Source organism: Salmonella sp. NW722 (genome assembly GCF_051702785.1).
GTDB lineage: Bacteria > Pseudomonadota > Gammaproteobacteria > Enterobacterales > Enterobacteriaceae > Salmonella > Salmonella enterica.
This window is the reverse complement of sequence record NZ_JAMMIN010000004.1, coordinates 355,660-381,253: the sequence shown is the minus strand read 5'-3', so window position 1 is coordinate 381,253 and position 25,594 is coordinate 355,660. Positions and strand designations below refer to the sequence as shown.

Below are 25,594 nucleotides of genomic sequence, written 5' to 3'. Positions count from 1 at the left end.
AATCCGGACTGAGGATAAAGAATAATTGAACCTTTTAGCAATGACGCCGCATAATCCTTCTTGCTAAACATCTGTATGTTTTTATGCATTGATAATTGATGGATCAACTATATTACGTCCCTGAGGAGGGATGACAAATGCACTCCTGGAAAAAGAAACTTGTAGTCTCACAATTAGCATTGGCTTGCACTCTGGCAATCACTTCTCAGGCGAATGCTACTACATATGATACTTTTGGGTACCATGACGATGCAGCCACTGTTTTTGGCTGGGATAATACCAACGATCATGACTATCTAACTTATGGTGGTTATGTCTACAATACCCCAGCTAGTGATAGCGGCTATTTTGATACAAAATTTACTGGTGACACTGTAAATGGCGTCATTTCAACTTTTTATCTGAATCATGATTACGCCAATGATACTGCGAATACATTGGATGTTACCAACTCAACCATTCATGGTATGATTACTTCTTACCAGATTGGCTACGGTCAATATGTTTGGACTAACGGTAGTGATTATACGACCCATGATTGGGTTGATGATGATACTTTTAATCTAAACATTTCTAATTCTACAATCGATGATGACTTTGAGGCGTTTTACTTCACTGATACCTATCTCGATTCTGATGGAAAAACAGTCAAAACCGATTATGACAAATTGGTTACTGCTGGTTTAGGCACTGCTATAACCCTTGATGTTGAAAGTAATATTAATATTACTAACAATTCTCATGTGGCTGGTATTGCTCTTTACCAAAAAGATCTTGGCAATTCAACATATACAACCGAAGCACATCAGTGGGATAACACTATTAACGTAGCGAATTCAACTGTAACTTCAGGTTCTTGGTCCGAAGATGAAGAACAAGGCCATTTTGGCAATTCAAGTGAACCAAGCGATTATAATGGCAATGGTTGGAATAAAGATGATGTTGCTTTAGCTTTTGTTGACGATCCTTATTCAAATTACCGTATGGTAAACAACGTTACGTTTACCGACTCGCAGTTACTGGGGGATGTCGTCCTTCAGAGCTCCTGGAATTATAATTTCTATTCTGACGGCCGTTTAGTCGATGATTCCACTACCGTCTATACGAATGGTGGTTGGGCAGATGATGATCAAAACGTTGATCACCTGACATTGACCCTGAATAACACTAAATGGGTTGGTGCGGCGTTTAATGATTCACAGTCAATGGATCCAGTGCAATTCTATGATGTTGATGCCAATAGCTTAGATCCAGACTCGACTAATTATGATGCCTGGGGACGTGTTAATAGTGCTGCTTCCTTCCAGAGCGGTATCTTTGACGTCAGCTTGAATAATGGATCTGAGTGGGATACCACAAAAACATCTGTAATAGATACCTTAGCAGTAAATAGCGGCTCTCAGGTTGATGTTGCTAATGGCTCCAAGTTAACCGCTGATACCATTACTCTAAACGGTGGTTCAGCTATGAACATCGGGGAAGGTGGCTACGTTGATACTGATCACCTGACCGTTGATACTTTCAGTACAGTTACTTTGGCTGATGATGTCAGCAGTGCATGGAGTGATGATGCACTGTATGCTAATACTATTACCGTAACTCACGGTGGTATGTTAGATATTCAAACCAACAATACAAACGCAGATAGCGTCATTGATACTGATACGTTAGAACTGACTAGCAGTAACGTTGCGGATAATAATGGCAATGTTTATGCTGGTGTGCTCAACATTCATAGCAATGACTATACCCTAAATGCCGATTTGGTGAACGACCGTACCTGGGATACTACTCAGGCTAACTACGGTTACGGCGTTGTTGCGATGAACTCTGACGGTCACCTGACTATCAATGGTAACGGCGATATCAACAATGGTGACGAGGCTGATGCAAGTAGCACCACTGACAACGTTGTAGCCGCAACTGGTAACTATAAAGTGCGCATCGACAACGCTACTGGTGCCGGTTCTGTTGCGGATTACAAAGGCAACGAGCTGATTTATGTCAATGACATAAACACCGACGCGACCTTCTCTGCAGCAAACAAAGCTGACCTGGGTGCTTACACCTATCAGGCTAAGCAGGAAGGCAACACTGTCGTGCTGGAACAGATGGAACTGACCGACTACGCTAACATGGCGCTGAGCATTCCTTCTGCGAACACCAATATCTGGAACCTGGAACAAGACACCGTTGGTACTCGTCTGACCAACGCTCGTCATGGCCTGGCGGATAACGGCGGCGCATGGGTAAGCTACTTCGGCGGTAACTTCAACGGCGACAACGGCACCATTAACTACGATCAGGATGTTAATGGCATCATGGTCGGTGTTGATACCAAAGTTGACGGTAACAACGCTAAGTGGATCGTTGGTGCGGCAGCAGGCTTCGCGAAAGGCGATCTGAGCGATCGTACCGGTCAGGTGGATCAGGACAGCCAGTCTGCCTACATCTACTCTTCCGCTCGTTTCGCAAACAACATCTTTGTTGACGGTAACTTAAGCTACTCTCACTTCAACAACGATTTGTCTGCTAACATGAGCGACGGTACTTACGTTGACGGCAACACCTCTTCTGACGCCTGGGGCTTTGGCTTGAAACTGGGTTATGATCTGAAGCTGGGTGATGCAGGCTACGTAACGCCTTACGGCAGCGTATCCGGTCTGTTCCAGTCTGGCGACGACTACCAGCTGAGCAACGACATGAAAGTTGACGGTCAGTCTTACGACAGCATGCGTTATGAACTCGGTGTAGATGCAGGTTATACCTTCACTTACAGCGAAGATCAGGCGCTGACCCCGTACTTCAAACTGGCTTACGTTTACGACGACTCCAACAACGATGCTGACGTAAACGGCGACTCTATCGACAACGGCGTAGAAGGTTCTGCGGTACGTGTTGGTCTGGGTACTCAGTTCAGCTTCACGAAGAACTTCAGCGCCTACACCGATGCTAACTACCTCGGCGGCGGTGATGTTGATCAAGACTGGTCTGCAAACGTTGGTGTTAAATATACCTGGTAATCATTTTCTCTCAGGAGAAATAAAGGTAATTTAAACTGAAAAATGCCCGTCAAGGACTTGACGGGCATTATTGCAAGGAATGCATATGTTATCTTTAAGCAAGCCACTACAGGAATTCTACAGACTCGATAAATGCCTTTCTAAGCATGGTACGCGTTTCGAGTTTGTTAATGATAAAGAGATTATCTGTTCACCTGATGAAAGTAATACCCATACCTTTGTTATTTTAGAGGGGGTTGTTTCGTTAGTTCGCGGTGATAAAGTTCTTATTGGTATTGTGCAGGCCCCCTTTATTTTCGGTTTAGCCGATGGTGTGGCGAAAAAAGAGGCACAATATAAATTAATTGCGGAGAGCGGTTGCATTGGTTATCGCCTCTCATCATCACAAACTCTTGCCATCATTGAGCAAAACCAACTGTGGCGTGAAGCCTTCTGTTGGATAGTATGGAAAAGTCAGGTACTGGAACTTCGTGACAAGCAGCTCATTGGTAATAATTCTTACGACCAAATTCGTGCGACGTTAATGACAATGATTGAGTGGGATGAAGAACTTCGCTCACGTATTGGTGTTATGAATTATATTCATCAACGAACGCGCGTATCGCGATCGGTGGTGGCGGAAGTTCTCGCGGCCCTGCGTAAGGGTAATTACATTGAAATGAATAAAGGCAAACTGATCAGTATTAACCGTTTGCCCTCCGAATATTAACAAGAATGTTGCGCCTCGTCTGATATAGCGCGAGGCGCGACGACTCAGGATGCAGGAATAGCAATCGGTTTATTGCCGCTTAGCTCAGTAACCAAATCGTTAATCCCGTCGCTCATATTGGTAAAACGAGTGAGGGGGGAACGGGTTACGACCACAAAAGCGCCAATATTATATTGCGGGATCATCGCCATATAGGTAATAAAACCGCCGCCGCCTCCTGTTTTCTGGATAATGCCAGGACGTCCGTCTTTTGGCGCCATATAGACCCAGCCCAGACCGAGCGCGTCGGCTTTACCCGGTACGTCCATCCCAATGATTTTCTTTAACTGTGTGCGCTGATAAATCAACGTTTGCATACGATCGGCCTGTTGGCTACGGTGATAGAAATCTGACGACAGATACTGTTGCATCCAGCGCATCATATCTCCTGGCGTAGAATAGACCCCGCCGCTGCCAATGGCTGCCAGCGTATTATTACAGGGGCTTGCGCCTTTTTCTGCCACCATCAGACGCTTACACTGATCGGGAGAGGGGGTAAACGTGGTGTCTTTCATTCCCAGCGGGCGGGTAATCTTTTCTTCAAACAGTTGCGTATAAGGTTTGCCGGAGGCGGTCGCCAGCGCGTCGGCTAACAGGTCGAACGCCAGATTGGAATAGGCCGCCTGCGAGCCTGGCGCGACTTTTAACGTTGCTGTGGAGAGCCAGTTCCAGCGTTGTTCGCGGGTTGGCCAGACAAATACCGGACGATGCGCCGCGCCGCCGGGCTGTTCTCGCGGAAGCGCGCTGGTGTGGGTCGCTAAGTTGACCAACGTAATCGGCGTGCCTTGATACGTCGGGACATGCGCGCCGGGAGGCGCATATTTGCTGAGCGGATCGTTTAATTTTACCGTTCCCTGATCGAGCAATTTTACCAACATTTCACTGGTCATGAGCTTGGTGAGAGAAGCGATACGAATGACCGAATCAAGCTGTGGACGAACATTATTTCCCGGTCTGGTGTCACCGAAACTACGAAACACGCGTTGATTGCCGTCGATCACCACCAGCGCCATGCCCGTGGCGCCGCTACCATAAAAGATATGCTCGGCATAACGATCAACGATATCAGAGGCAAAAACCGGATCGGCAATCGGCTGAGCCGCCTGGACAGAAGTAAGTGATGCCGCAAACAGCATGGCAGTAAAAAGCAGACTACGTTTCAACGGTGATGTCCATAAGTGAAATAACGGTGGTTATGCGTATTTATACTACCCGGCGGCACATTGCAAAACGTTAAAGAGAAAAAAGTGGGTGAAAAAACGTAACGGCGGGTTTTCGTGATGGAGAATGTTTACTTTTGTGATAGAGCGCTTGTGATAACCTGATAGCGTCAGCGTGCCTGCTGTGTATGAAACTCGTCGAAACAATTCTGTTGAGCAGAAATGCGAACTAAGCGTCACAACGTAGGTCACAATGCCTGGTTTAGCCCTTTCATTTGCGTGGGCATGGCGTGCTATTGCCGCCGTCACAGCAGCCGTAATAAAGATAAGAAGTTAGCAGGAGAGCATGATGTTTAAATCTTTTTTCCCAAAGCCAGGGCCGTTTTTCATGTCGGCGTTTGTTTGGGCGCTGATCGCCGTCATTTTCTGGCAGGCGGGAGGAGGAGATTGGGTGGCGCGACTTGTAGGGGCATCCGATGAAGTGCCTATCAGCGCAGCGCGCTTCTGGTCGCTGGACTATCTGATTTTTTATGCTTATTACCTGATTTGCGTGGGATTATTTGCAACGTTCTGGTTCATCTATAGCCCGCACCGCTGGCAGTACTGGTCGATACTTGGCACCTCGCTCATTATTTTTGTCACCTGGTTTTTGGTGGAGGTTGGCGTTGCGGTTAACGCCTGGTACGCACCATTCTATGATTTGATTCAAACGGCGCTCAGCTCGCCGCACAAGGTCACTCTTGGTCAATTTTATCATGAAGTGGGGGTGTTTCTCGGTATTGCGCTTATCGCCGTGGTGATCGGTGTGCTGAACAACTTCTTTGTCAGCCACTATGTATTTCGCTGGCGTACCGCAATGAATGAGCACTATATGGCGCACTGGCAGTACCTGCGCCATATCGAAGGGGCCGCCCAGCGTGTGCAGGAAGACACCATGCGTTTTGCCTCTACACTGGAGAACATGGGCGTGAGTTTTATCAATGCCATCATGACGCTTATCGCCTTTCTGCCGGTGTTGGTCACCCTGTCAGCGCATGTGCCGGATTTACCCATCGTAGGGCATATCCCTTACGGCCTGGTCATTGCCGCTATAGTCTGGTCATTAATGGGGACGGGCCTGCTGGCGGTCGTCGGGATCAAATTGCCGGGGCTGGAATTTAAAAATCAGCGAGTGGAAGCCGCTTATCGTAAGGAGCTGGTCTACGGTGAAGATGACGCCAGCCGCGCCACGCCGCCCACCGTCCGTGAACTGTTTAGCGCGGTGCGCCATAACTACTTCCGTCTCTACTTTCACTATATGTATTTCAACATCGCGCGCATTCTCTATTTGCAGGTCGATAACGTTTTCGGTTTGTTCCTGCTGTTTCCTTCCATTGTTGCCGGTACGATTACGCTGGGGCTGATGACGCAAATCACCAACGTGTTTGGCCAGGTGCGCGGTTCGTTCCAGTATTTGATTAACTCCTGGACGACGCTGGTGGAGCTGATGTCTATTTATAAACGTTTACGTAGCTTTGAACGTCAGTTGGATGGTCAGCCAGTTCAGGAAGTGACCCACTCTTTTAGCTAACAGAAGGAAACGTTATGTCGGCGGCGTCCCGTCTTTATCCTCTGCCTTTTCTGGCGGTTGCCATATTGGCTGGCTGTAGTAGTCAATCCGGGCAGCCGGTGAGCAAGGGCGAGAAGCCTGTCGACGTGGCAAGCGTAGTACGTCAGAAAATGCCGGCCAGTGTCAAAGACAGAGAGGCCTGGGCGAAAGATATCGCGACAACGTTTAAGAGCCAGGGGCTGGCGCCGACGGTAGAAAATATCTGTTCGGTGCTGGCTGTCGCCCAGCAGGAGTCCGGTTATCAGGCGGATCCTGTCGTGCCGGGGCTAAGTAAAATCGCCTGGCAGGAGATTGATCGCCGCGCTGAACGACTACACATTCCGCTGTTTCTGGTGCACACCGCGCTGAAAATTAACTCCCCCAACGGCAAGAGCTATAGCGAACGCCTGGACACGGTAAAAACCGAAAAACAGCTTAGCGCTATTTTTGACGATTTTATCAATATGGTTCCTATGGGGCAGACGCTATTTGGCTCATATAACCCGGTGCATACGGGCGGCCCGATGCAGGTCAGCATTGCCTTTGCCGAACAGCACGCGAAAGGCTATCCGTGGAAGATGGCGGGTACGGTACGTCAGGAGGTCTTTACGCGCCGTGGCGGATTGTGGTTTGGAACCTACCATTTGCTGAATTACCCGGCGAACTACAGCGCGCCTGTTTTCCGCTTCGCCGACTTCAACGCGGGATGGTACGCCAGCCGTAACGCTGCGTTCCAGAATGCCGTCAGTAAAGCCAGTGGGGTAAAACTGGCGCTGGATGGCGATCTGATTCGTTATAACAGCAAGGAACCGGGCAAAACAGAGTTAGCGGTGCGCAAACTGGCAGGGCAGTTGGGAATGAGTGAGCGTGAAATTCGCAGCCAACTGGAGAAAGGCGATAGCCTGGCGTTTGAAAAAACGGCGCTCTACAAGAAAGTCTATAAACTGGCCGAGGCCAAAACGGGCAAGACGCTTGCGCGGGAAATGTTGCCCGGTATTCAACTGGAAAGTCCGAAGATCACGCGCAAGCTGACGACCGCCTGGTTTGCTAAACGAGTTGATGAGCGGCGGGCGCGCTGTATGGGGCGATAAATTCCGCGCTGGGATATTTTCTCCAGCGCGCTAAGGTTTATTGGTGACGGTGACGGTGACGCCAGCGTAAAAACGCGGCGATAACGGCGAAAATGAGGCAGCCCGTGAGGAAGGGCACCAGGCCAAAAATCGTCCCGACGCCCAGCCCAATCTCTACCCGCGGTCGACCTGTATCCTGTACCTGCATCAGATGCTCATAGATGCCCGGCGCATGAACCAGCAGGTTTAAGAGTTGCGCTCCGGCCCAGAAGCAAAACAGTACAAATATGGCGTAAGCAATATTTCCGGGCGTAGAGGAGGTTTCTCGATGCTTCCCGCTGAACAGCGATTTTGAGAGAGTGAAATCAGCCATAAAGACCTCCAGGATGATCGGCTACGATCTGGCGTTATGCCATCGGCTTACTGTGAAGTCTGACAGGTCATTGTGTTTGTCAATATCAGAATCATGGTAATTTCACATACGGAATGTATCCATCGCGTAAATTTTTGTTAGTTGTCACAAAACGATCACTTTTATCAAAATCAATTAACATTTAAGAAATTCCGTATCTCCCACAGACTCGCCCGCAAGAAGTATGCAAAAATACGTTTTTGTTGCTGTTAATACGTCGGAGTCGTTATGCGTTTGCCTGTAAAAATTCGTCGTGACTGGCACTACTATGCCTTCTCTATTGGCCTTATCTTTATTTTGAATGGCGTCGTAGGATTGCTGGGTTTTGAGGCGAAAGGATGGCAAACCTATGGCGTTGGGCTGGTAACGTGGATTATCAGCTTCTGGCTGGCGGGGTTCATCATTCGCCGGCGCGAAGAGGATGAGGTAAAAGACGCCCGATAAACGTTGCGCTATCGGGCGTGCGCTATTACATCGTGGTTTTTAAGGCGTTATTCGCCGTATGGCGTTCCAGCGCCAGCTCAATCAGGCGACTAATCAAATCGGTATAGCCCAATCCGCTCGCCTGCCAGAGTTTTGGATACATACTGATATTGGTAAAACCTGGCAGCGTATTAATCTCGTTAATCACGACCTCATTGTCTGCCGTTAAGAAGACATCGACACGCGCCATACCCGCGCACCCCAGCGTCTGATAAGCCTGGATCGCGATCGCGCGGATCTTGTCATTCACCTCGGAAGGGATCTGCGCAGGCACGACAACTTGTGCGCCGTTATCATCAATATACTTAGTATCGTAGGCGTAAAATTCGCTATTCAGTACGATTTCGCCGCAGGTACTGGCCTGTGGGTTATCGTTACCTAATACGGCGCATTCGATCTCGCGCCCTTTGATCCCTTGCTCCACCACCACTTTATGATCGAATTCGAAAGCCAGCGCGACCGCCTGCTGATATTGCGCTTCGTTAGCGACTTTACTGACGCCGACCGAAGAGCCCTGATTGGCGGGCTTAACGAACAGCGGCAGTCCCAGACGGGATTCAACCTCGGCAAAACTAAACGCGTGACGATTCGTTCGGGTGAGTGTAATAAACGGGGCGATATTCAGTCCTGCATCGCGTAGCAGTCGTTTGGCGACGTCTTTATCCATGCAGGCTGCGGAGCTTAGCACGTCTGAACCGACAAACGGTAAGTTTGCGACGCGCAGCATCCCCTGCAATGAGCCGTCTTCGCCCAGCGTACCGTGGACGATAGGAAAAATAACATCTACCGTCGGTAGCGGCTGCCCGTTCTGGGCGTTAATCAATTGGTGTTGATGTTTGCCAGGCACCTGGGCCAGACTGATTGCCGAAGGACGTAGCGCGATATGTGCCGGATCGTCTGCATTCTGCAAATAATTTTCCGCATCGTTAACATGCCATTGTCCCGCCTTATCTATCCCTAACAGCACCACGTCGAAGCGGGTTTTATCGATCGCATCAACGATATTTTTCGCTGATTGCAAAGACACTTCATGTTCCGCCGACTTACCGCCAAATACTATTCCTACCCGCAATTTCGCCATCTTAAAAACCCATTCCATCGAATGCAAAGCGTATACATTACCACGACAAAACGCGGGTTTCGCGGGCTTCTGCCATAATGTTTATGGGATGTGAGAACGGAGGCCGCGTGAGAGGTAAGGGTTTTCTGATTATTGTGCTGTTGGGCGGCATTGGCGGGCTGGGATATCGTTATCTTCCCTCTTATTATAATCCTTTTTCTCCGCTACAACTTGCCGATCCGCCAGGCTGGATCACTACCTTCAAACTACAGCGCCTTACGCCGTCGCAGTGCCGGGAGCTGTTGACGGCGGCCAATCAACAGGGATTAATTTCATCACAACCTGTTGCGGATAGCGCTGGTGAATGTCCCTTGTCCCATGTTGTGCGCGTCAGAGATTTTGGCCAGGTCAAACTGAGCAGCAGTTTTTTAGCCTCCTGCCCGCTGGCGCTGCGCTCCGCGCTGTTTGTCGAACAGCAGGCAAAACCTTTAACAGAAACGTGGATGAAGCGCCGCCTGACCCGCATCGAACATCTGGGCAGCTACGCCTGCCGTAATATTTATCACCGCCCGGATGCGCGTCGCAGTGAACATGCCAGCGCAGAAGCGCTGGATGTCAGCGGGTTTCAGCTATCAGATGGCCGAAAAATCACTGTTCTGCGCGGCTGGGGGCGTCAGGAGACGGGGCCCTGGTTACGCGCTATGTTAAACGCCAGTTGCCATTATTATGGCAATGGGCTCGGGCCTGACTATAACGCTGCGCATGCTAACCATTTTCATCTTGGAATGCGGGGCTACGGCGTGTGTCGTTAAAGCATAAACGTCTGCCTTGCGCGGCTATATAATGTGACATGTTTCACAAAAATGATGAACGGGGAGACAAAATAGCAAAGTGTGACGTATCGCACCTCTGGAACCACCAGGAAAAAGAGAACTTGCTAAGCTAACGCGTATTTTCAGCTACTTACCGTTACGAGTCTTATGGAATCCTGGAAAGTTAATCTAATTTCCGTTTGGTTTGGATGTTTTTTTACCGGGCTGGCAATCAGCCAAATCCTGCCATTCTTACCCCTTTATATTTCCCAGCTTGGCGTCTCTTCCCATGAAGCGTTATCAATGTGGTCCGGGTTAACGTTTAGCATCACGTTTCTTATTTCCGCCATTGTGTCGCCGATGTGGGGCAGTCTCGCCGATCGCAAAGGGCGTAAACTGATGCTATTGCGCGCGTCGCTCGGGATGGCGATAGCTATTCTACTGCAGGCATTCGCGACCCATGTCTGGCAACTTTTCCTGCTGCGCGGAATCATGGGGTTAACGTCAGGTTATATCCCCAATGCTATGGCGCTGGTAGCCTCTCAGGTACCGCGCGAACGTAGCGGCTGGGCGCTCAGTACGCTTTCTACCGCGCAGATCAGCGGCGTTATCGGCGGGCCGTTAATGGGCGGCTTTGTCGCGGATCATATCGGGCTGCGGGCGGTATTTCTGATTACCGCCATGCTGTTGGTGGTGAGCTTTCTGGTCACGCTATTTTTAATTAAAGAAGGCGTGCGTCCGGTCATCAGGAAAAGCGAACGCCTGAGCGGTAAAGCCGTTTTTGCGTCGTTACCTTATCCTGCGCTGGTGATCAGTTTGTTTTTTACCACGATGGTCATTCAACTCTGTAATGGTTCCATCAGTCCAATCCTGGCGCTGTTTATCAAATCAATGATGCCGGACAGTAATAACATCGCCTTTCTTAGCGGGTTAATCGCCTCGGTGCCCGGTATCTCTGCGCTTATCTCCGCGCCTCGCCTGGGAAAACTTGGCGACAGAATCGGCACGGAAAGAATTCTGATGGCCACGCTTATCTGCGCAGTGCTGCTTTTCTTCGCGATGTCCTGGGTCACCACGCCGTTCCAGTTGGGGCTGTTACGTTTCTTGTTAGGCTTTGCCGATGGCGCGATGTTACCCGCCGTACAAACGTTATTGGTGAAATACTCCAGCGATCAAATTACCGGACGTATTTTTGGCTACAACCAGTCATTTATGTACCTGGGCAACGTGGTTGGGCCGTTGATGGGCGCGACGGTATCGGCGATGGCCGGTTTCCGCTGGGTTTTTATCGCTACGGCGGCGATCGTGTTGATCAATATCGGGCAACTGACCCTGGCGTTACGTCGTCGGCGTAACGCGCAAAAAGCGAAAGGCCAATAGCGGTGCATCGTAACGGCGCTTCTGCCGTTACGATATGGTTTAAATTAAAAGATATATTCTTTATCCGTGAAGTTTTTCTATAGATGGCATAACCTTAAATTATGATATAGCGTGATTATTGTTTTTTGATGGTTTATTATCGTCTCGTTTTCGGTCTGAGAAACGTTTCGCTGCGGCGACAGTGATAATTATTTGTGTAAAGTTCTTCCTGTATCATAAAAATAGTACTTTCAGCCTCTAGGCAGTGGTTCTTCATAGTGATAACGTCACCCTGGAACTAATAAGGAAATATGGTCATGAAAAATCTCATAGCAGAGTTGTTGCTTAAGCTAGCCCAAAAAGAAGAAGAGTCGAAAGAACTGGTTGCTCAGGTAGAAGCGTTAGAGATTATCGTCACAGCAATGTTACGTAACATGGCGCAAAACGAGCAGGAGATGTTGATACGTCAGGTAGAGGGGGCACTTGAAGGCGTAAAGCCGGATGCCAGCGTTCCTGATCACGATACGGAATTGCTGCGCCAATATGTAAAAAAGTTGCTGAGACACCCCCGGCACTAATCGTATTTAAAACAACACAGTTGTTATAACGTTACTTTTATAAAATAGCCCTGGCCGCTTCGTTTTTATTTTGCTCTGTATTAACCAGAAGAAAATAAAAACGAAGCGGCTATGGTAATAACAGTGTAACGTTATGCGCTGTTCTTCTGCATCCTGCCAGTGTGACTGTGGATAATCGAATTGCACATTAGCCTACGGTTTGTCAATCAATAAAACATCTATTGCTAACGGTAAGTAATACTTTTACAGCCGGGTGGTATTTTTGCCAGTAACAGCCAGACTTATATAAAGTCCCTGGGATATTTCCCAAAGGGACAACGTGTAATGTGTACACTGACAAAAGGATGGTGCTATGAAAATAACATTACTGGTGACTTTACTTTTTGGCCTGGTCTTTTTAACCGCCGTCGGCGCAACCGAGAAACCGTTAACGCCGCAACAGCAGCGCATGACGACCTGTAATCAGCAGGCGACAGCGCAAGCGTTGAAAGGCGATGCGCGTAAAACCTACCTTAGCGACTGCCTGAAAAACAGTCAGTCAGCCCCTGGCGAGAAAAGCCTGACGCCGCAACAGCAGAAAATGCGTGAATGCAATGTTCAGGCGACGGAACAATCACTGAAAGGCGATGACCGTAGCAAGTTTATGAGCGCCTGCCTGAAAAAAGCGGCGTAGTGCTATCGGGTGAGCCCTGAAAAACACTCACCCGAAATTTCATACTCCCTCCATGCGCTCTGTTTCTATAATTTGGGAAAATTGTTTCTAAATGTTCCCAAAAATAATGAATGATGAAAATTTTTACCGAAAAGCGGTTGAGCAGGCGGTAGCGCCGCCTGACCCTCCTGATAATCGTCAGCGCTCCGGGTTGCGCTTCGCCCGGCGCATCAGGCTACCGCGCGCGGTGGGGTTAGGGGGGATGTTTTTACCGGTGGCCGCCGTGTTAGTGTCGCAACCTGTCTTTGGCGGCTGGTGGCTATTGCTGGTCGGCTGGTCTTTTGTCTGGCCGCATCTGGCGTGGCAGTGGGCGGCGAAAGCCCTTGATCCGCTACGCCAGGAAATTTACAACCTGAAAGTGGATGCGATCCTCTCCGGCATGTGGATCGCGTTGATGGGCGTCAATATGTTGCCTGCCGCCGCGCTGTTTATGATGATGAGCATGAATCTGATGGGGGCTGGCGGGCGGCGGCTATTCACTGTCGGAATGGGCCTTTTGCTGGCGTCATGTCTGGTGACGTTGCAGCTTACCGGGCTACCCGTCGCTATGCGAAGCTCATCGCTGGAAGTCACGCTCTCTTTGCCCGTCATTATGTTGTATCCGCTTCTGTTCGCCTGGGTAAGTTATCAAACGGCCATTAAATTAGCGGAACATAAGCGACGCTTGCAGGCGATGAGCTCGCGGGATGGCATGACCGGCGTCTATAACCGACGCCACTGGGAAATTTTATTACGTAATGAATTCGATCACAGCCGACGCCACCATCGGGAGGCGACATTGTTGATTATCGACATCGATCATTTTAAGAGCATTAACGACACCTGGGGACATGATGTTGGGGATGAGGCTATTATCGCCCTGACGCGTCAATTACAGATAACGCTACGCGGGAGTGATATTATCGGGCGCTTTGGCGGCGACGAATTTGCGGTGATTATGTGCGGAACGCCGGCAGACAGCGCGATTACCGCCATGTCGCGAGTGCATGAACGGCTAAATACCTTACGCTTGCCGGGCGCGCCGCAGGTCATGTTACGTATCAGCGTGGGCGTGGCGCCGTTAACGCCACAAATCGGTCATTATCGGGAATGGTTAAAGTCTGCGGATATGGCGCTTTACAAAGCAAAGAATGCCGGACGTAACCGCACCGAAGTGGCGGCATGACGTCCAGCCGGGCTTCAGGATTTACTGAGCGCCTCTGATTTTTCCATACACTTCGTCATCGCTTCTATTACCGCAGCGCGGAAGCCACGTTCTTCCAGAACGCGTACGGCTTCAATCGTCGTTCCGCCAGGCGAGCACACCATATCTTTCAGTTCGCCGGGATGCTTTCCGGTTTCGAGTACCATTTTCGCCGACCCCATGACGGCCTGCGCGGCGAATTTATAAGCCTGAGCGCGAGGCATACCGCCCAGAACGGCTGCGTCCGCCATCGCCTCGATAAACATAAAGACATAGGCCGGCGAAGATCCGCTCACGCCAACCACCGGATGGATCATCGGCTCAGCAATCACTTCCGCCTCGCCAAAGCAGCGGAAAATATTCAGGACATCAGCCGTATCTTCCGGTGTGACCAGCGCGTTGGGCGTGACGGAGGTCATTCCTGCGTTGACCAGCGACGGCGTATTCGGCATAGCGCGAATGATTTTACGGTCGTGTCCCAGCGCGCGCGCAAGCTGATCAAGCGTTACGCCTGCGGCGATAGAGACCACCAGCGAGTCTTTGTTCAGGCTGGAGGAGATTTCACTGAGCACTTTCACCATAATGCCCGGTTTTACCGCGCCGAAAACGATATCCGCGACCTGAGCGACCTCCTGCGCGCTTTGCGCCGCATTAATGCCGTACTGGTCATGCAGGGCGGCAACTTTATCGGGGGAGGGGGTGTAGACCCAGATCTGACCGGGAAGTACCTGACCGCTGGCAATCAGTCCGCCAAGAATAGCCTTGCCCATATTACCGCAGCCAATAAAACCGATTTTCTTCTCCATCTCGTCACTCCCTATGTTTGTGTGTTATGGGGAATGGTTAGCTTAACGCGGATTGAAAACGGGCAGAAGGAGAAACAGCACTTTGATGAAAGACAAAAGCGCGAGACAATAAAAGATTGTATACCGTACGGGAGACATTATGACCATCTGGGTGGATGCGGATGCGTGTCCGAATGTCATTAAAGAAATTTTGTACCGCGCCGCCGAGCGGATGCAGTTGCCGCTTATTCTGGTTGCCAATCAGGCCTTGCGCGTGCCGCCTTCGCGTTTTATCCGCACGCTTCGCGTGGCCGCCGGGTTTGACGTGGCGGATAACGAAATCGTGCGTCAATGCGAAGCGGGCGATCTGGTGATTACCGCGGATATTCCGCTGGCGGCTGAAGTGCTGGAAAAAGGCGCTGCGGCTCTTAATCCCCGGGGAGAACGCTATAGCGACGCCACGATTCGCGAACGTCTGACGATGCGTGACTTTATGGACACGCTACGCGCCAGCGGCGTACAAACGGGGGGACCAAACACTCTCTCGCCGCGCGATCGTCAGCATTTTGCCGCCGAGCTGGATAAGTGGTGGCTGGAAAGCCAGCGTAAAAAATAAATCCTGTAATGAAAAATTTACAGTTTATTCATTTCTGATTCTTGCTATAGTACTAATATTGTGACTTTAGTACCTTTGTGTAAATTATTATTTACATTTATGCGTTGTACTAGTTAGATGATATGATTATAACATTGCTGATATCAAATCCTGCGTATGCGCAGTTCCTGGGGGAACGCCTGCTATGATGCAACCTCTTTATCTTGTTGGCCCGCGGGGCTGTGGGAAAACCACCATCGGTATGGCGCTGGCGCAGGCAACCGGTTTTCGGTTTGCAGATACCGACCGCTGGCTGCAATCGCACGTGCAGATGAGCGTCGCTGATATCGTTGAAAAAGAAGGCTGGGGAGGGTTCCGCGCCCGGGAAACCGCGGCCCTGGAGGCGGTAAGCGCGCCTTCGACTGTCGTGGCGACGGGAGGCGGTATTATTCTCACGGAGTATAACCGACGTTATATGCACCGTGTTGGCGTAGTGATTTATCTGTGCGCGCCGGTATCCACGCTGGTTAACCGGCTTGAGGCTGAACCTGAAGCGGATCTGCGCCCGACCCTCACCGGCAAGCCGTTGAGCGAAGAGGTTCGGGAAGTGCTTGAGCAGCGTGACGCGTTGTATCGCGAAACGGCGCATTACATTATTGACGCGACGAAAGCGCCGGCCCAGGTCGTTTCTGAAATTATTGCGGCGCTGCCGCCGTCGACGCAACGGTTACAGGGAGATGTCTATACTTAATGCTCACCCAGAATAAAGGAAACGCTATGCCAACCAGACCACCTTATCCGCGGGAAGCTTATATCGTCACCATTGAAAAAGGCACGCCGGGCCAGACGGTGACGTGGTATCAGCTACGGGCTGACCATCCGAAACCTGATTCGCTCATCAGCGAGCATCCGACCGCAGAAGAAGCGATGGATGCGAAAAAACGTTACGAAGATCCGGATAAATCATAGACGCATGAACCACTCGGAAGGGATTCTGAGTACCCCTAAATTGTATCTCCATCACATTCTTGAAACATTTATACTGGCAACTAAAACCGTAAATTAAGCGATAACAATACAATATTGGAGTTATTTGGAATCTTTACACAATACGTTGCTCATCTGCTGCTACGCTTTCTGAGATTTGTAGGGCAGGTAGCGCGGTGAGCGTGTGAATATTTGCCCGGGAATTACGACGAAGTAATAAGGTGGAATAAAAATGAGTGCGTCGTTGGCAATCCTCACAATCGGCGTTGTGCCAATGAGCGAAGTGTTACCGCTTCTGACGGAATACATCGACGAACAACACATCACCCATCATAGCCTGCTGGGAAAAATGAGCCGGGAAGACGTTATGGCGGATTACGCTGTAGAGCCTGGCGACGATCCGCTTTTGACGTTGCTGAATGATAACCAGATAGCCCATGTTTCCCGCCAGAAAGTGGAGCGAGATTTACAGAGCGTTGTCGAGGTGCTGGATAATCAGGGTTACGATGTCATTATACTGATGAGCACCGCGGCGATTAAAAGTATGGCAGCCCGTAATTCTATTTTGCTTGAACCGCTGCGTATTATTCCACCGCTTGTCGCCTCTATTGTGGATGGACATCAGGTGGGCGTGATTGTGCCTGTTGCAGAACTTCTGGCGGCCCAGGAGAAAAAATGGCAGGTATTGCAAATGCCGCCGGTGTATTCGCTGGCGAATCCGGTTCACGGTTCTGAGCAACAGTTAATTGATGCCGGGCAGGCGCTACTGGATCAAGGCGCGGACGTCATTATGCTGGATTGTCTGGGTTTTCATCAGCGTCATCGGGATATTTTACAGCAGGCGCTGGATGTGCCGGTTTTACTCTCTAACGTTTTGATTGCGCGGTTAGCTTCAGAACTGCTTGTCTAATTTTACGTGACAGGCCGAACGTCAGGACTCTATATTGGGTGTTAATTTAATAATGAGACGGGGCCTGATTATGCTACAAAGCAATGAATACTTTTCCGGGAAAGTGAAGTCTATTGGATTTACCAGCAGTAGCACCGGCTGGGCCAGCGTTGGTGTGATGGCGGAAGGGGAGTATACCTTTGGCACCGCCGAACCCGAAGAGATGACGGTTGTGAGCGGCGCGTTGAAGGTACTGTTGCCGGGAACTGTCGAATGGAAAGTGTATACAGCCGGTGAGGTGTTTAACGTGCCTGGCCACAGCGAGTTTCATCTACAGGTTGCTGAGCCCACCTCGTATCTGTGCCGCTATTTGTAACGGTGAGTCCCCTCTCCGGCGGAGAGGGGCCCTCTGGTTAGCGCTGCGCTTCGCCGCCTAATCCTTCCACCAGGCTTTGAATCAGCGCCGCCAGCTCGCCGGTCATCAGGATAAAGTCCGCGTCAAAACGTTGGGCAAAATCTTCCCGGTCGATATCTTCGTTCTGATCGCGCAGCTCATCGCAGAATTTCAGACGCTTAATGGAGCCGTCGTCGCACATGACGAATTGAATACGCTGCTGCCAGTCGAGCGCCAGCTTCGTGACCACTTTACCCGCTTCAATATGAACGGCGATCTCGTCGCTGACCAGATCCTGCTTTTTCGCGCGGATCACGCCGCCATCTTCCAGCATCGCTTTCAATTCGGCTTCGTCCAGCAACTGGAAACCCTGAGCGACCGTACCGGAGCGCACCCACTCGGTGAGCGTCAGCTCAATCGGATTTTCCAGCGCCAGCGGGACGACCGGCAGCGAGCCAAGACTTTTACGCAGTAGCGCCAAAGTATCTTCCGCTTTTTTCGCGCTGGCGCAGTCAACCATAATCAGGCCGTTAACGGTATCAATCCACATCATTGTCTGACTGAAGCGGCTAAACGCGCGCGGCAGCAACGAATGCAACACTTCATCCTTCAGGGAATCTTTTTCCGTCTTCTTCAGCTTGCGTCCCTGATCGGCTTCCAGTTTCTGGATTTTCGCCTCCAGTGCCTGTTTGATCACTGGCGATGGCAGGATTTTCTCTTCTTTGCGCGCGCAAATAATAATTTGGCCATTGGCGGTGTGCGTTAACGCATCGCTGTGAGAGCCCATCGGCGGAACCCAGCCCATTTTGGCCATATCCTGGCTACCGCATGGGGTAAACGTCATTGAGGCAAGCTGTTTCTCCATCTCTTCGGCGCGTAATGTAATATCGCGGCTAAGACGGTAAACCATTAAATTTTTGAACCACAGCATGATAATTTCCACGGCCTTGTCGTTAAATCCAGGCGGTATAGTAACGAATTGTCGGCAGGCTTGCATTGCCAATCAGAACGGTGAATTCTACCCTGTTGATATTCCCAAAAAATGAGGAGCGGTATGTGCGTATTGGTATCGATTTAGGCGGCACAAAAACGGAAGTCATTGCGCTTGATGATGCAGGAGAGCAGCGGTTTCGCCATCGTCTGCCTACGCCGCGGGAGGATTATCAGCAAACGATAGAAACCATCGCTACGCTGGTCGACATGGCGGAACAGGCGACCGGCCAGACCGGTAGCGTCGGCATTGGCATTCCCGGTTCTCTCTCGCCTTACACCGGCGTGGTGAAAAACGCTAACTCTACGTGGCTTAACGGCCAGCCGTTCGATAGCGATGTGAGCCGTCGTCTGAAGCGTGAAGTGCGGTTAGCCAACGATGCCAATTGCCTGGCGGTATCAGAGGCGGTAGATGGCGCGGCGGCGGGGGCGCAAACGGTATTTGCGGTGATTATCGGTACCGGGTGCGGCGCGGGCGTAGCGCTAAATGGCCGGGCGCACATCGGCGGCAACGGTACGGCAGGTGAATGGGGCCACAATCCGTTGCCGTGGATGGATGACGATGAGTTGCGTTACCGCGAAGAAATTCCCTGTTATTGCGGTAAACAAGGCTGTATCGAAACCTTTATTTCCGGTACGGGATTTGCCACGGATTACCAGCGTTTGAGCGGTAAAACGCTAAAAGGCGATGAGATTATTCGTCTGGTCGACGCGCAGGACGCCGTGGCGGAACTGGCGATAAGCCGTTATGAGCTGCGGCTGGCGAAAGCATTATCTCATGTCGTGAATATTCTGGATCCGGATGTCATTGTGCTGGGTGGCGGTATGAGCAATGTTGAGCGCCTGTACAAGACGGTTCCGTCGCTGATGAAATCGTTTGTTTTTGGCGGCGAGTGCGAGACGCCGGTACGTAAGGCGCGGCATGGCGATTCAAGCGGCGTGCGCGGCGCGGCCTGGCTGTGGCCGCTGGCGTAACGTTGTTAGCCGGATGGCGCGTCATCCGGCAACCGGCGTGACCGATGGCTGCTTGTGTTTTAGACGTCCGTATACCAGCAACGACGACATGGCGGAAAACGAGAGCAGGGCGGCGGGAAGCGCCACGTAGTGGTAGGTAAAACCTAGTGTCAGCATCAGCCCGCCGCACCAGGCGCCAATCGCGCTACCGAGATTAAAGGCGATTTGCCCTCCCGCCGCGCCCAGCAGTTCGCCGCCTTTGGCGTTTTGCAGCAGCAGGATTTGCAGCGGCGCAGAGAGCGCAAACAGACCAGCGCAGCAGATAAACGCGAAAGTCAGCGATGCCGTTTTGTATCCGCTGAAGAAAAAGAGCGCCATGAGAGAGAGCACGATAACGAGGTCAGTCACTACCGCGATGCGCAGCGGAGTATATCTGCCGGAGAGTTTGCCGCTTAACAGATTGCCTAACACCATCCCCAGCCCGACCAGCATCATAATAAACGTCATGCTCGTCTCCGAAAAACCGGAGATGTACATCATAAATGGCTTGATATAGCTGAACCAGGCAAAAACGCCCGCATTGCCGAACATCGTGGCGGCGAAAATGAGCCACGGCGCAGGACTACGCAAGAAGTGGAACTGCTCGCGCAGACTGCCTTGGGCTTTGTCACGGATATCCGGCACCCAGAAGAAAATTGCGGTGAGCACAGCGATGTTGAAAACCGCGATCAATAAAAAGGTGTAGCGCCAGCTAAATTCCTGGCTCAGGTAAGTGCCGACTGGAATGCCCACCAGATTCGCCACCGTCATTCCTGAAACCATACCCGCGACGGCGGCGGTGACTTTCCCGGGGCGGATAATCTTTGACAGGACAATGGCGCCGACGCCAAAAAAGGCGCCGTGCGGAAAGCCGGAAACCAGTCTGCCGACGGCGAGCATCAGATATGACGAGGAAAAGGTAAATATGGCATTGCCCATCACGCACAGCGTGACCAGAAACAGCAGTATATGTTTAAGCGAAAAGCGGCTGGAAAAGAGCGCCATAACAGGCGCGCCCAGCACGACGCCGAAGGCGTAAAACGAGATCATATGCCCGGCGGCGGGAATCGTTATCCCGACATCGCGTGCCAGCTCCGTCAGCACGCCCATAATGCCAAACTCGGCCATCCCCAGTCCGAACGTACCCAGCGCCAAAGAAAAAATAACTTTTTTCATACCACCTGCCGAAAATAAAGGCGCATGTTGCGCGCTGTAGCTGTGAATTGTCACAGCCAATCAACGTATAGCTTGCGGATAAGCGCGAGGTAATACCATTCCTTATCCGTCTTTGTGTATTCATTATTATGCTATGTCATGACAGTATGCTGTGCGCAGGATGACACTCGTGTTACTCCACGGCAAACGCTTTGTCCAGTTTGCTATAACCAAGTCCATTGATTTTTTTCACTTTTATCTGCACAGGGATACGTTCTTTCATGGCTTCCACATGGCTAATCACACCGATGGTCTTCCCGCTGGCATTCAGCGCGTCGAGCGCATCCAGCGCGGCGTCCAGCGTTTCGCTATCAAGCGTGCCGAAGCCTTCGTCGAGGAACAAAGAATCAATGCGCGTTTTATGGCTGACCAAATCTGATAACGCCAGCGCCAGCGCCAGGCTGACCAGGAAACTTTCGCCGCCTGATAACGTTCGCGTATCGCGCACGGCGTCGGCCTGCCAGGTATCGACAACCTCCAGTTCCAGCGCGTCGCTGGCTTTGCGCTGCAATAAATAGCGGCCATGCAGGCGGGTGAGCTGATGATTCGCCAGCCAGACCAGATTATCCAGCGTCAGTCCCTGGGCGAATTTGCGGAACTTATCACCTTCTTTAGAGCCGATCAGCGCATTGAGATAGCCCCAGTCTTCCACTTGCTGAGAGGCTTGTTTCATTTCTGCCATCAGCGCGCGTTGGCGCTGCCGATTATCTGCATCCTGTTTAATTTGCTGGCGGATTTCCCCCTGGCGTGTTGTGTTCTCGCGCAGTTGTTGCGCCAACTGCGCCAGCCGCTGCGCGAGCTGCTCCGCCGTACACGTTGGGTCCAGACCGGCGGGCGGCTGTTGCTGATGGTCAGCCAGCGCCTGCGCGGACTGCGCGCTTAACGCCTTCGCTTGTTGTAGCTGACTTTCCAGCGTTTGTTGTTGTTTTTCCAGACGGGTCACGGTCTCTTCATCCAACAACGCCGCCAGGAACGTTGCCTGGCTGTCAAACGGGCTATTTTTTAACGCCGCATCAAAGTGCGCTATCGCCTCGGCGGCGCGCTGCTGTTCCTGCGTCGTCTGTTCCTGCAGGGTTTGCAACTGGCTTTGTAATGACACGCACTCATCATGCGCCTGCCGCCAGTTATCCAGCGGCACGTCGTCGTCGGAATCCGCGGTATCCGTTTGCGGTAGCGTTTCCAGCAACGGGGCAAGCCTGTCGATCTGCGTTTGCAAATCCGCGAACTCGGTCTGACGCTGTTGCCATATTTTCGCTTCGTCGGCGCGCTCATTCAGCCACGAAGCCTCGTCTTCTGGCGCTGGAAGGGAAAGCGTATACTGCGCCAAATCAGCCGTCAGCGACGCCTGACGCTGCGCAATCTGCGCGGTAAAGCGCGCTACCTGTTCAGTATGCGCCGCGATTTGCGTTTGTAGAGCATGACGCTGGCTGAGCTGATCCAACTGTTGCTCATGCTCTTCCGCGGCGGTCAGCCAGCCCGCGAGGTCTTCTTGCGGCTGGAGCTGAACGCCCAGCGTAGCGCACAGCGTTTGCCATTCCTCAGTAAGCGCTTGCTCCTCCTGCAACAACGACTGCGCCTCGCTTTCATCCCGCTGTAATTGTTGCGTTAAGGCATCTAACTGTCCTCGCAGCGCCGCGCCTTCTTCCGCCAGCGTTTTGACCTCTTTTTCCAGCGCGTCGCGGCGGGTTTGATTCGCGCTCAGTTCCAGCGCCTGATAGGCGGCGATGGCGGGGTGCGTCGTCGAGCCGCAAAGCGGACACGGCTGGCCGGACTGTAAGTGCGCCCGCTGGCTTTCCAGATCTTTGATGCGCGCCTCCTGCTCGCAAATAGTGCGAACGTCCGCAAGCTCCTGCGCTTTAGTCTTATAACTCAAACGCTTATCCGCCAGACGTTGGGTGTATTGCGCCTGTTCCTGATGATGACGCGCGATAGCTGCCTGTAGCTGCGCCTGACGCTTTTGTTTCGGGACAATTTGCCCCTGAAGCGCGGCGAGACGATGGCGTAGCGGACGCTGCCGGGTATGCAATGCTCTGGCTTCCGCCAGCGCCTGTGGCGTGAGGTCGAGCGTGAGCGGCGGTAGCGCATCACGCTGACGCGTATCGCTCAGCAACTGCTGTTGCCATTGGCTCAGTTGCGCCCGATCGTGGGATTGTTGTGTTAATAATGCTCGCCACCCCGCCAGTTCGCTGCGCCAGACGCGGATGCCGTCGTGTTCCGCCAGCCATGTCTTCAACCGCTGCCCTGTGGCGTTCAGTTGCGTGAATTGTCGATGCGCGCAGGCGCGGATACGCTGGCGCAGGCGATACGCGCTTTGTAAGCGAGCATTCACTTCATCACTGTGCTGGCGAACACGCTCAACGGCGCGGGTTTGTTCCTGAATGCGCTCCCAATGCGGGCGCAACTGGCGAGCAGGTTGCGCCAGCGTCAGCGCCGCGAGCTGCGGCTGCGCTTTTTCTCGCGCCTCTTGCGCCGCGTACAGCGCCTGCTGCCGGGCGTGTAATTCAGTGTGGAGCTCGTTTTTTCGGGTCAGCCAGTGAAGGTGCTGCTGCTGTCCCTGCTGGTCGGCCAGCAGGCGTTTCTCTTCGTCAGTCAGCGCCTGCAAACTGGCTTCCAGTTGCTGTAACTGTTCGTCCGCCAATAGGGCGACGCCGCTGGCCTGCGCTTGTAACTTTTCCAGTTCGAGACGGGCTGATTTATGTTTTTCAAATACCTGTGCGGAGATCTGCCCGTAAATCTCAGTGCCGGTGAGCTCCTCCAGAAGCTCTGCGCGCTCTTTCGCTTTGGCGTTAAGAAAGGCGGCGAACTGCCCCTGTGATAACAACATCGAACGGGTGAAGCGCCCGTAGTCCAGCCCGGTCAACGTGGCGATCATCTCCAGTTTATCCTTTACCTTATCGGCAAAGATCTTTCCGTCTGAACACCGCGCCAGCTCCACGCGTGGGGCCTGGAGATTGCCGTCGGGCTGATTTCGGGCTCGGTTCTGGCTCCAGAACGCGCGCCAGGCTTCGCCTTTTACCTCAAACTCCACTTCGGCCAGACATTCCGCCGTATCGCGCGTCATCAAATCGTTTTGCGACTGCGATACCGTATTCAGGCGCGGCGTTTCGTGGTACAGCGCCAGGCAGATGGCGTCAAGCAAGGTGGTTTTTCCCGCGCCGGTCGGGCCGGTAATGGCGAATAACCCGTTACTGGCAAACGGTTCGGCGGTAAAGTCGACCTTCCATTCTCCTTTCAGCGAGTTCAGGTTTTTCAGACGCAAACTGAGAATTTTCATGCCTCATGCTCCTCATTCAACGCGTAGAGCGTGCTGGAAAAGAGCTGATTCAGGCGCTCGCGCTGCGGGGGATCTAACGCTTCCAGCGCCAGACGCCGCGCAAAAACCTCTTCCACGCTAAGCTCGCTTAATGTTTCCCGCCGTTCGTTCGCCAGCGAGCGCTCGCGCTGTTCGCGGCTACGGCGCACCAGTAATACCTCTACGGGTAGCGACTCCGTTAGCGTCTGTATTCTGCGCTGGATATCGTGCAGATAATCATCGGTGGTGATTTCAATATCCAGCCAGACGGGGGGCGATTGCTCAACGCCGCGCCACTGCTCAAGCTGTTCGGTAATTGACGCCAGGTCGCCTTTTAAAACCGCCAACGGTTGAGTCACGGGGACAGCCAGACTTTCGGTACTTTGCCATTTTCCCTGCTCGAAGGTCACCAGATGCACGCATTTGCTTTTGCCGCACTCATCAAAGCTGAGGGCGATGGGCGAGCCGCAATAGCGGATATGCTCTGTGCCGCCGACACATTGCGCGCGGTGAATGTGTCCCAATGCGATATAATCCGCGGGGGGGAAATGCTGCGCCGGAAAGGCATCCAGCGTACCGATATAAATGTCGCGAACCGCATCGCTTTTGCTGGCGCCGACGGTGGTTAAATGTCCCGTCACGATAACCGGCAGCTTTCGTTCGCCGCGTAGCAGGCACGCTTCCTGATACTGCTGTTGATAATAATCGGCAATCGCATGAAGAAGTTGCTGCTGTTTCTCGCTGCCGGATAACCCCGCCTGACTGGTAATAATGTCGCGCGGGCGCAAAAAGGGAATGGGGCACAGTACGGCGCCCGGAGAACCGTCGCGACGATGAAGTAGCCGCGGCGCATAGCCCGCGCTGGCGATCACGGTTGTATTGAGAAACGCCAGAATGTCGCGCGACTCGTTTAGCGTGGCGACGGAATCATGATTACCGGCCAGCACCACCAGATGACAGCCCGTTTGCTGTAAATTAACGACGAAACGGTTATAAAGTTCTCGGGCATAGCTGGGCGGCGAACCGGTATCAAAAATATCGCCAGCGACAATAATGGCATCCACCTGATGGGCCTGCGCGGTCTCCAGCAGCCAGTCCAGAAAAGCCTGATGTTCCGCGGCGCGGCTTTTACTGTAGAAGTTTTGTCCCAGATGCCAGTCAGAGGTGTGGAGGATGCGCATAATTGTTCCATGCAAAAAAAAGCGTGAACGGGATTATACACGTCATCCCCTCCATTTTTGGGCGCAATTTACCGCCGGTACACGG

24 protein-coding genes are annotated in these 25,594 nt (G+C 52.0%); 16 read left to right on the top strand and 8 right to left on the bottom strand.

Features of this window, described 5'->3' with window-relative positions; translation table 11 throughout:
• Nucleotides 1–137 precede the first annotated feature (137 nt).
• Nucleotides 138–3,023: an autotransporter outer membrane beta-barrel domain-containing protein gene (locus tag NA330_RS12135; protein ID WP_023242202.1), complete on the top strand. Its 2,886-nt coding sequence runs from the start codon at nt 138–140 to the stop codon at nt 3,021–3,023.
• 85 nt (nt 3,024–3,108) lie between these two features.
• Nucleotides 3,109–3,732: a hydrogen peroxide resistance inhibitor IprA gene (gene iprA / locus NA330_RS12130; protein WP_000950242.1), complete on the top strand. Its 624-nt coding sequence runs from the start codon at nt 3,109–3,111 to the stop codon at nt 3,730–3,732.
• Between the two features lie 44 nt (nt 3,733–3,776).
• Here iprA and ampH read toward each other — a convergent pair whose 3' ends face one another.
• Nucleotides 3,777–4,934 (bottom strand): D-alanyl-D-alanine-carboxypeptidase/endopeptidase AmpH, encoded by a 1,158-nt coding sequence (ampH, locus tag NA330_RS12125; protein ID WP_000830777.1) that lies wholly within the window; start codon nt 4,932–4,934, stop codon nt 3,777–3,779.
• Nucleotides 4,935–5,280: 346 nt separating this feature from the next.
• Here ampH and sbmA point away from each other — a divergent pair, with 346 nt between their 5' ends.
• A complete protein-coding gene (gene sbmA / locus NA330_RS12120; protein WP_000477023.1) occupies nt 5,281–6,501 on the top strand; it encodes a peptide antibiotic transporter SbmA in 1,221 nt (406 codons plus the stop codon).
• Between the two features lie 14 nt (nt 6,502–6,515).
• On the top strand, nt 6,516–7,610 hold the full coding sequence (gene yaiW / locus NA330_RS12115; RefSeq protein WP_001271418.1) for a surface-exposed outer membrane lipoprotein YaiW: 1,095 nt from the start codon (nt 6,516–6,518) through the stop codon (nt 7,608–7,610).
• Between the two features lie 37 nt (nt 7,611–7,647).
• On the opposite strand, the gene NA330_RS12110 is transcribed toward yaiW, so the two are convergent.
• Complete coding sequence (locus NA330_RS12110) at nt 7,648–7,962, bottom strand: YaiY family protein (protein ID WP_023242201.1); 315 nt, start codon at nt 7,960–7,962, stop codon at nt 7,648–7,650.
• A 267-nt stretch (nt 7,963–8,229) separates the two neighbouring features.
• On the opposite strand from NA330_RS12110, the gene NA330_RS12105 reads away from it, so the two are divergent.
• Complete coding sequence (locus NA330_RS12105; RefSeq protein ID WP_001239243.1) at nt 8,230–8,445, top strand: DUF2754 family protein; 216 nt, start codon at nt 8,230–8,232, stop codon at nt 8,443–8,445.
• A 25-nt stretch (nt 8,446–8,470) separates the two neighbouring features.
• Here NA330_RS12105 and ddlA read toward each other — a convergent pair whose 3' ends face one another.
• Nucleotides 8,471–9,565, bottom strand: a complete 1,095-nt coding sequence (gene ddlA / locus NA330_RS12100; protein ID WP_001096588.1) for a D-alanine--D-alanine ligase — start codon at nt 9,563–9,565, stop codon at nt 8,471–8,473.
• Nucleotides 9,566–9,642: 77 nt separating this feature from the next.
• Here ddlA and NA330_RS12095 point away from each other — a divergent pair, with 77 nt between their 5' ends.
• From NA330_RS12095 to adrA, 5 genes are all read left to right on the top strand, one after another.
• Nucleotides 9,643–10,356, top strand: a complete 714-nt coding sequence (locus NA330_RS12095) for an extensin-like domain-containing protein (RefSeq protein WP_023242200.1) — start codon at nt 9,643–9,645, stop codon at nt 10,354–10,356.
• Nucleotides 10,357–10,524: 168 nt separating this feature from the next.
• The gene (locus NA330_RS12090; RefSeq protein ID WP_000446772.1) at nt 10,525–11,736 is read left to right on the top strand and encodes a multidrug efflux MFS transporter; all 1,212 of its coding nucleotides are present in this window, start codon (nt 10,525–10,527) and stop codon (nt 11,734–11,736) included.
• 296 nt (nt 11,737–12,032) lie between these two features.
• Entirely contained in the window at nt 12,033–12,293 is a 261-nt protein-coding gene (gene iraP / locus NA330_RS12085; RefSeq protein WP_001518423.1) for an anti-adapter protein IraP, read from the top strand.
• Between the two features lie 352 nt (nt 12,294–12,645).
• Nucleotides 12,646–12,966, top strand: coding sequence for a phosphate starvation-inducible protein PsiF (psiF, locus tag NA330_RS12080; protein WP_000705165.1), 321 nt, complete (start codon nt 12,646–12,648; stop codon nt 12,964–12,966).
• A gap of 91 nt (nt 12,967–13,057) precedes the next feature.
• On the top strand, nt 13,058–14,170 hold the full coding sequence (adrA, locus tag NA330_RS12075; protein ID WP_023242199.1) for a diguanylate cyclase AdrA: 1,113 nt from the start codon (nt 13,058–13,060) through the stop codon (nt 14,168–14,170).
• Between the two features lie 14 nt (nt 14,171–14,184).
• Here adrA and proC read toward each other — a convergent pair whose 3' ends face one another.
• Nucleotides 14,185–14,994 carry a pyrroline-5-carboxylate reductase gene (gene proC / locus NA330_RS12070; RefSeq protein WP_000412193.1) on the bottom strand — a complete coding sequence of 270 codons (810 nt, stop codon included), beginning with the start codon at nt 14,992–14,994 and terminating at the stop codon, nt 14,185–14,187.
• Between the two features lie 139 nt (nt 14,995–15,133).
• On the opposite strand from proC, the gene NA330_RS12065 reads away from it, so the two are divergent.
• The 5 genes from NA330_RS12065 to ppnP all read left to right on the top strand — a co-directional run bounded on the left by NA330_RS12065 (nt 15,134) and on the right by ppnP (nt 17,820).
• Nucleotides 15,134–15,589 carry a YaiI/YqxD family protein gene (locus NA330_RS12065; RefSeq protein WP_000158137.1) on the top strand — a complete coding sequence of 152 codons (456 nt, stop codon included), beginning with the start codon at nt 15,134–15,136 and terminating at the stop codon, nt 15,587–15,589.
• A 184-nt stretch (nt 15,590–15,773) separates the two neighbouring features.
• Nucleotides 15,774–16,319 carry a shikimate kinase AroL gene (gene aroL, locus NA330_RS12060; RefSeq protein ID WP_000983569.1) on the top strand — a complete coding sequence of 182 codons (546 nt, stop codon included), beginning with the start codon at nt 15,774–15,776 and terminating at the stop codon, nt 16,317–16,319.
• A gap of 26 nt (nt 16,320–16,345) precedes the next feature.
• Nucleotides 16,346–16,537: a protein YaiA gene (gene yaiA / locus NA330_RS12055; protein WP_001143161.1), complete on the top strand. Its 192-nt coding sequence runs from the start codon at nt 16,346–16,348 to the stop codon at nt 16,535–16,537.
• A gap of 250 nt (nt 16,538–16,787) precedes the next feature.
• Nucleotides 16,788–17,465 (top strand): AroM family protein, encoded by a 678-nt coding sequence (locus NA330_RS12050; RefSeq protein WP_001276437.1) that lies wholly within the window; start codon nt 16,788–16,790, stop codon nt 17,463–17,465.
• Nucleotides 17,466–17,535: 70 nt separating this feature from the next.
• Nucleotides 17,536–17,820 carry a pyrimidine/purine nucleoside phosphorylase gene (ppnP, locus tag NA330_RS12045; RefSeq protein ID WP_023242198.1) on the top strand — a complete coding sequence of 95 codons (285 nt, stop codon included), beginning with the start codon at nt 17,536–17,538 and terminating at the stop codon, nt 17,818–17,820.
• Nucleotides 17,821–17,857: 37 nt separating this feature from the next.
• Here the strand turns inward: ppnP and rdgC are convergent, their stop codons facing one another.
• Nucleotides 17,858–18,769 carry a recombination-associated protein RdgC gene (rdgC, locus tag NA330_RS12040; RefSeq protein ID WP_000964305.1) on the bottom strand — a complete coding sequence of 304 codons (912 nt, stop codon included), beginning with the start codon at nt 18,767–18,769 and terminating at the stop codon, nt 17,858–17,860.
• Between the two features lie 125 nt (nt 18,770–18,894).
• Here rdgC and mak point away from each other — a divergent pair, with 125 nt between their 5' ends.
• A complete protein-coding gene (gene mak / locus NA330_RS12035; RefSeq protein ID WP_001219273.1) occupies nt 18,895–19,803 on the top strand; it encodes a fructokinase in 909 nt (302 codons plus the stop codon).
• Between the two features lie 21 nt (nt 19,804–19,824).
• Here mak and araJ read toward each other — a convergent pair whose 3' ends face one another.
• The 3 genes from araJ to sbcD form a co-directional block, all read right to left on the bottom strand.
• Complete coding sequence (gene araJ / locus NA330_RS12030; protein WP_023137926.1) at nt 19,825–20,997, bottom strand: MFS transporter AraJ; 1,173 nt, start codon at nt 20,995–20,997, stop codon at nt 19,825–19,827.
• Between the two features lie 172 nt (nt 20,998–21,169).
• A complete protein-coding gene (gene sbcC, locus NA330_RS12025; protein ID WP_052894737.1) occupies nt 21,170–24,310 on the bottom strand; it encodes an exonuclease subunit SbcC in 3,141 nt (1,046 codons plus the stop codon).
• The gene (gene sbcD / locus NA330_RS12020) at nt 24,307–25,509 is read right to left on the bottom strand and encodes an exonuclease subunit SbcD (RefSeq protein WP_023241794.1); all 1,203 of its coding nucleotides are present in this window, start codon (nt 25,507–25,509) and stop codon (nt 24,307–24,309) included. Before sbcD ends, sbcC begins: the two co-directional genes overlap by 4 nt.
• Between the last annotated feature and the right edge of the window lie 85 nt (nt 25,510–25,594).

Coding starts and splice junctions, on each gene's coding strand:
- NA330_RS12095 (WP_023242200.1), top strand. CDS start 9,643: ATGTTTATGGGATGTGAGAACGGAGGCCGCGTGAGAGGTAAGGGTTTT.
- ddlA (WP_001096588.1), bottom strand. CDS start 9,565: ATGGCGAAATTGCGGGTAGGAATAGTATTTGGCGGTAAGTCGGCGGAA.
- yaiA (WP_001143161.1), top strand. CDS start 16,346: ATGCCAACCAGACCACCTTATCCGCGGGAAGCTTATATCGTCACCATT.
- yaiW (WP_001271418.1), top strand. CDS start 6,516: ATGTCGGCGGCGTCCCGTCTTTATCCTCTGCCTTTTCTGGCGGTTGCC.
- aroL (WP_000983569.1), top strand. CDS start 15,774: ATGATGCAACCTCTTTATCTTGTTGGCCCGCGGGGCTGTGGGAAAACC.
- NA330_RS12110 (WP_023242201.1), bottom strand. CDS start 7,962: ATGGCTGATTTCACTCTCTCAAAATCGCTGTTCAGCGGGAAGCATCGA.
- NA330_RS12065 (WP_000158137.1), top strand. CDS start 15,134: ATGACCATCTGGGTGGATGCGGATGCGTGTCCGAATGTCATTAAAGAA.
- sbmA (WP_000477023.1), top strand. CDS start 5,281: ATGTTTAAATCTTTTTTCCCAAAGCCAGGGCCGTTTTTCATGTCGGCG.
- NA330_RS12105 (WP_001239243.1), top strand. CDS start 8,230: ATGCGTTTGCCTGTAAAAATTCGTCGTGACTGGCACTACTATGCCTTC.
- NA330_RS12050 (WP_001276437.1), top strand. CDS start 16,788: ATGAGTGCGTCGTTGGCAATCCTCACAATCGGCGTTGTGCCAATGAGC.
- ppnP (WP_023242198.1), top strand. CDS start 17,536: ATGCTACAAAGCAATGAATACTTTTCCGGGAAAGTGAAGTCTATTGGA.
- NA330_RS12090 (WP_000446772.1), top strand. CDS start 10,525: ATGGAATCCTGGAAAGTTAATCTAATTTCCGTTTGGTTTGGATGTTTT.
- NA330_RS12135 (WP_023242202.1), top strand. CDS start 138: ATGCACTCCTGGAAAAAGAAACTTGTAGTCTCACAATTAGCATTGGCT.
- iprA (WP_000950242.1), top strand. CDS start 3,109: ATGTTATCTTTAAGCAAGCCACTACAGGAATTCTACAGACTCGATAAA.
- proC (WP_000412193.1), bottom strand. CDS start 14,994: ATGGAGAAGAAAATCGGTTTTATTGGCTGCGGTAATATGGGCAAGGCT.
- sbcC (WP_052894737.1), bottom strand. CDS start 24,310: ATGAAAATTCTCAGTTTGCGTCTGAAAAACCTGAACTCGCTGAAAGGA.
- psiF (WP_000705165.1), top strand. CDS start 12,646: ATGAAAATAACATTACTGGTGACTTTACTTTTTGGCCTGGTCTTTTTA.
- adrA (WP_023242199.1), top strand. CDS start 13,058: ATGTTCCCAAAAATAATGAATGATGAAAATTTTTACCGAAAAGCGGTT.
- araJ (WP_023137926.1), bottom strand. CDS start 20,997: ATGAAAAAAGTTATTTTTTCTTTGGCGCTGGGTACGTTCGGACTGGGG.
- sbcD (WP_023241794.1), bottom strand. CDS start 25,509: ATGCGCATCCTCCACACCTCTGACTGGCATCTGGGACAAAACTTCTAC.
- iraP (WP_001518423.1), top strand. CDS start 12,033: ATGAAAAATCTCATAGCAGAGTTGTTGCTTAAGCTAGCCCAAAAAGAA.
- rdgC (WP_000964305.1), bottom strand. CDS start 18,769: ATGCTGTGGTTCAAAAATTTAATGGTTTACCGTCTTAGCCGCGATATT.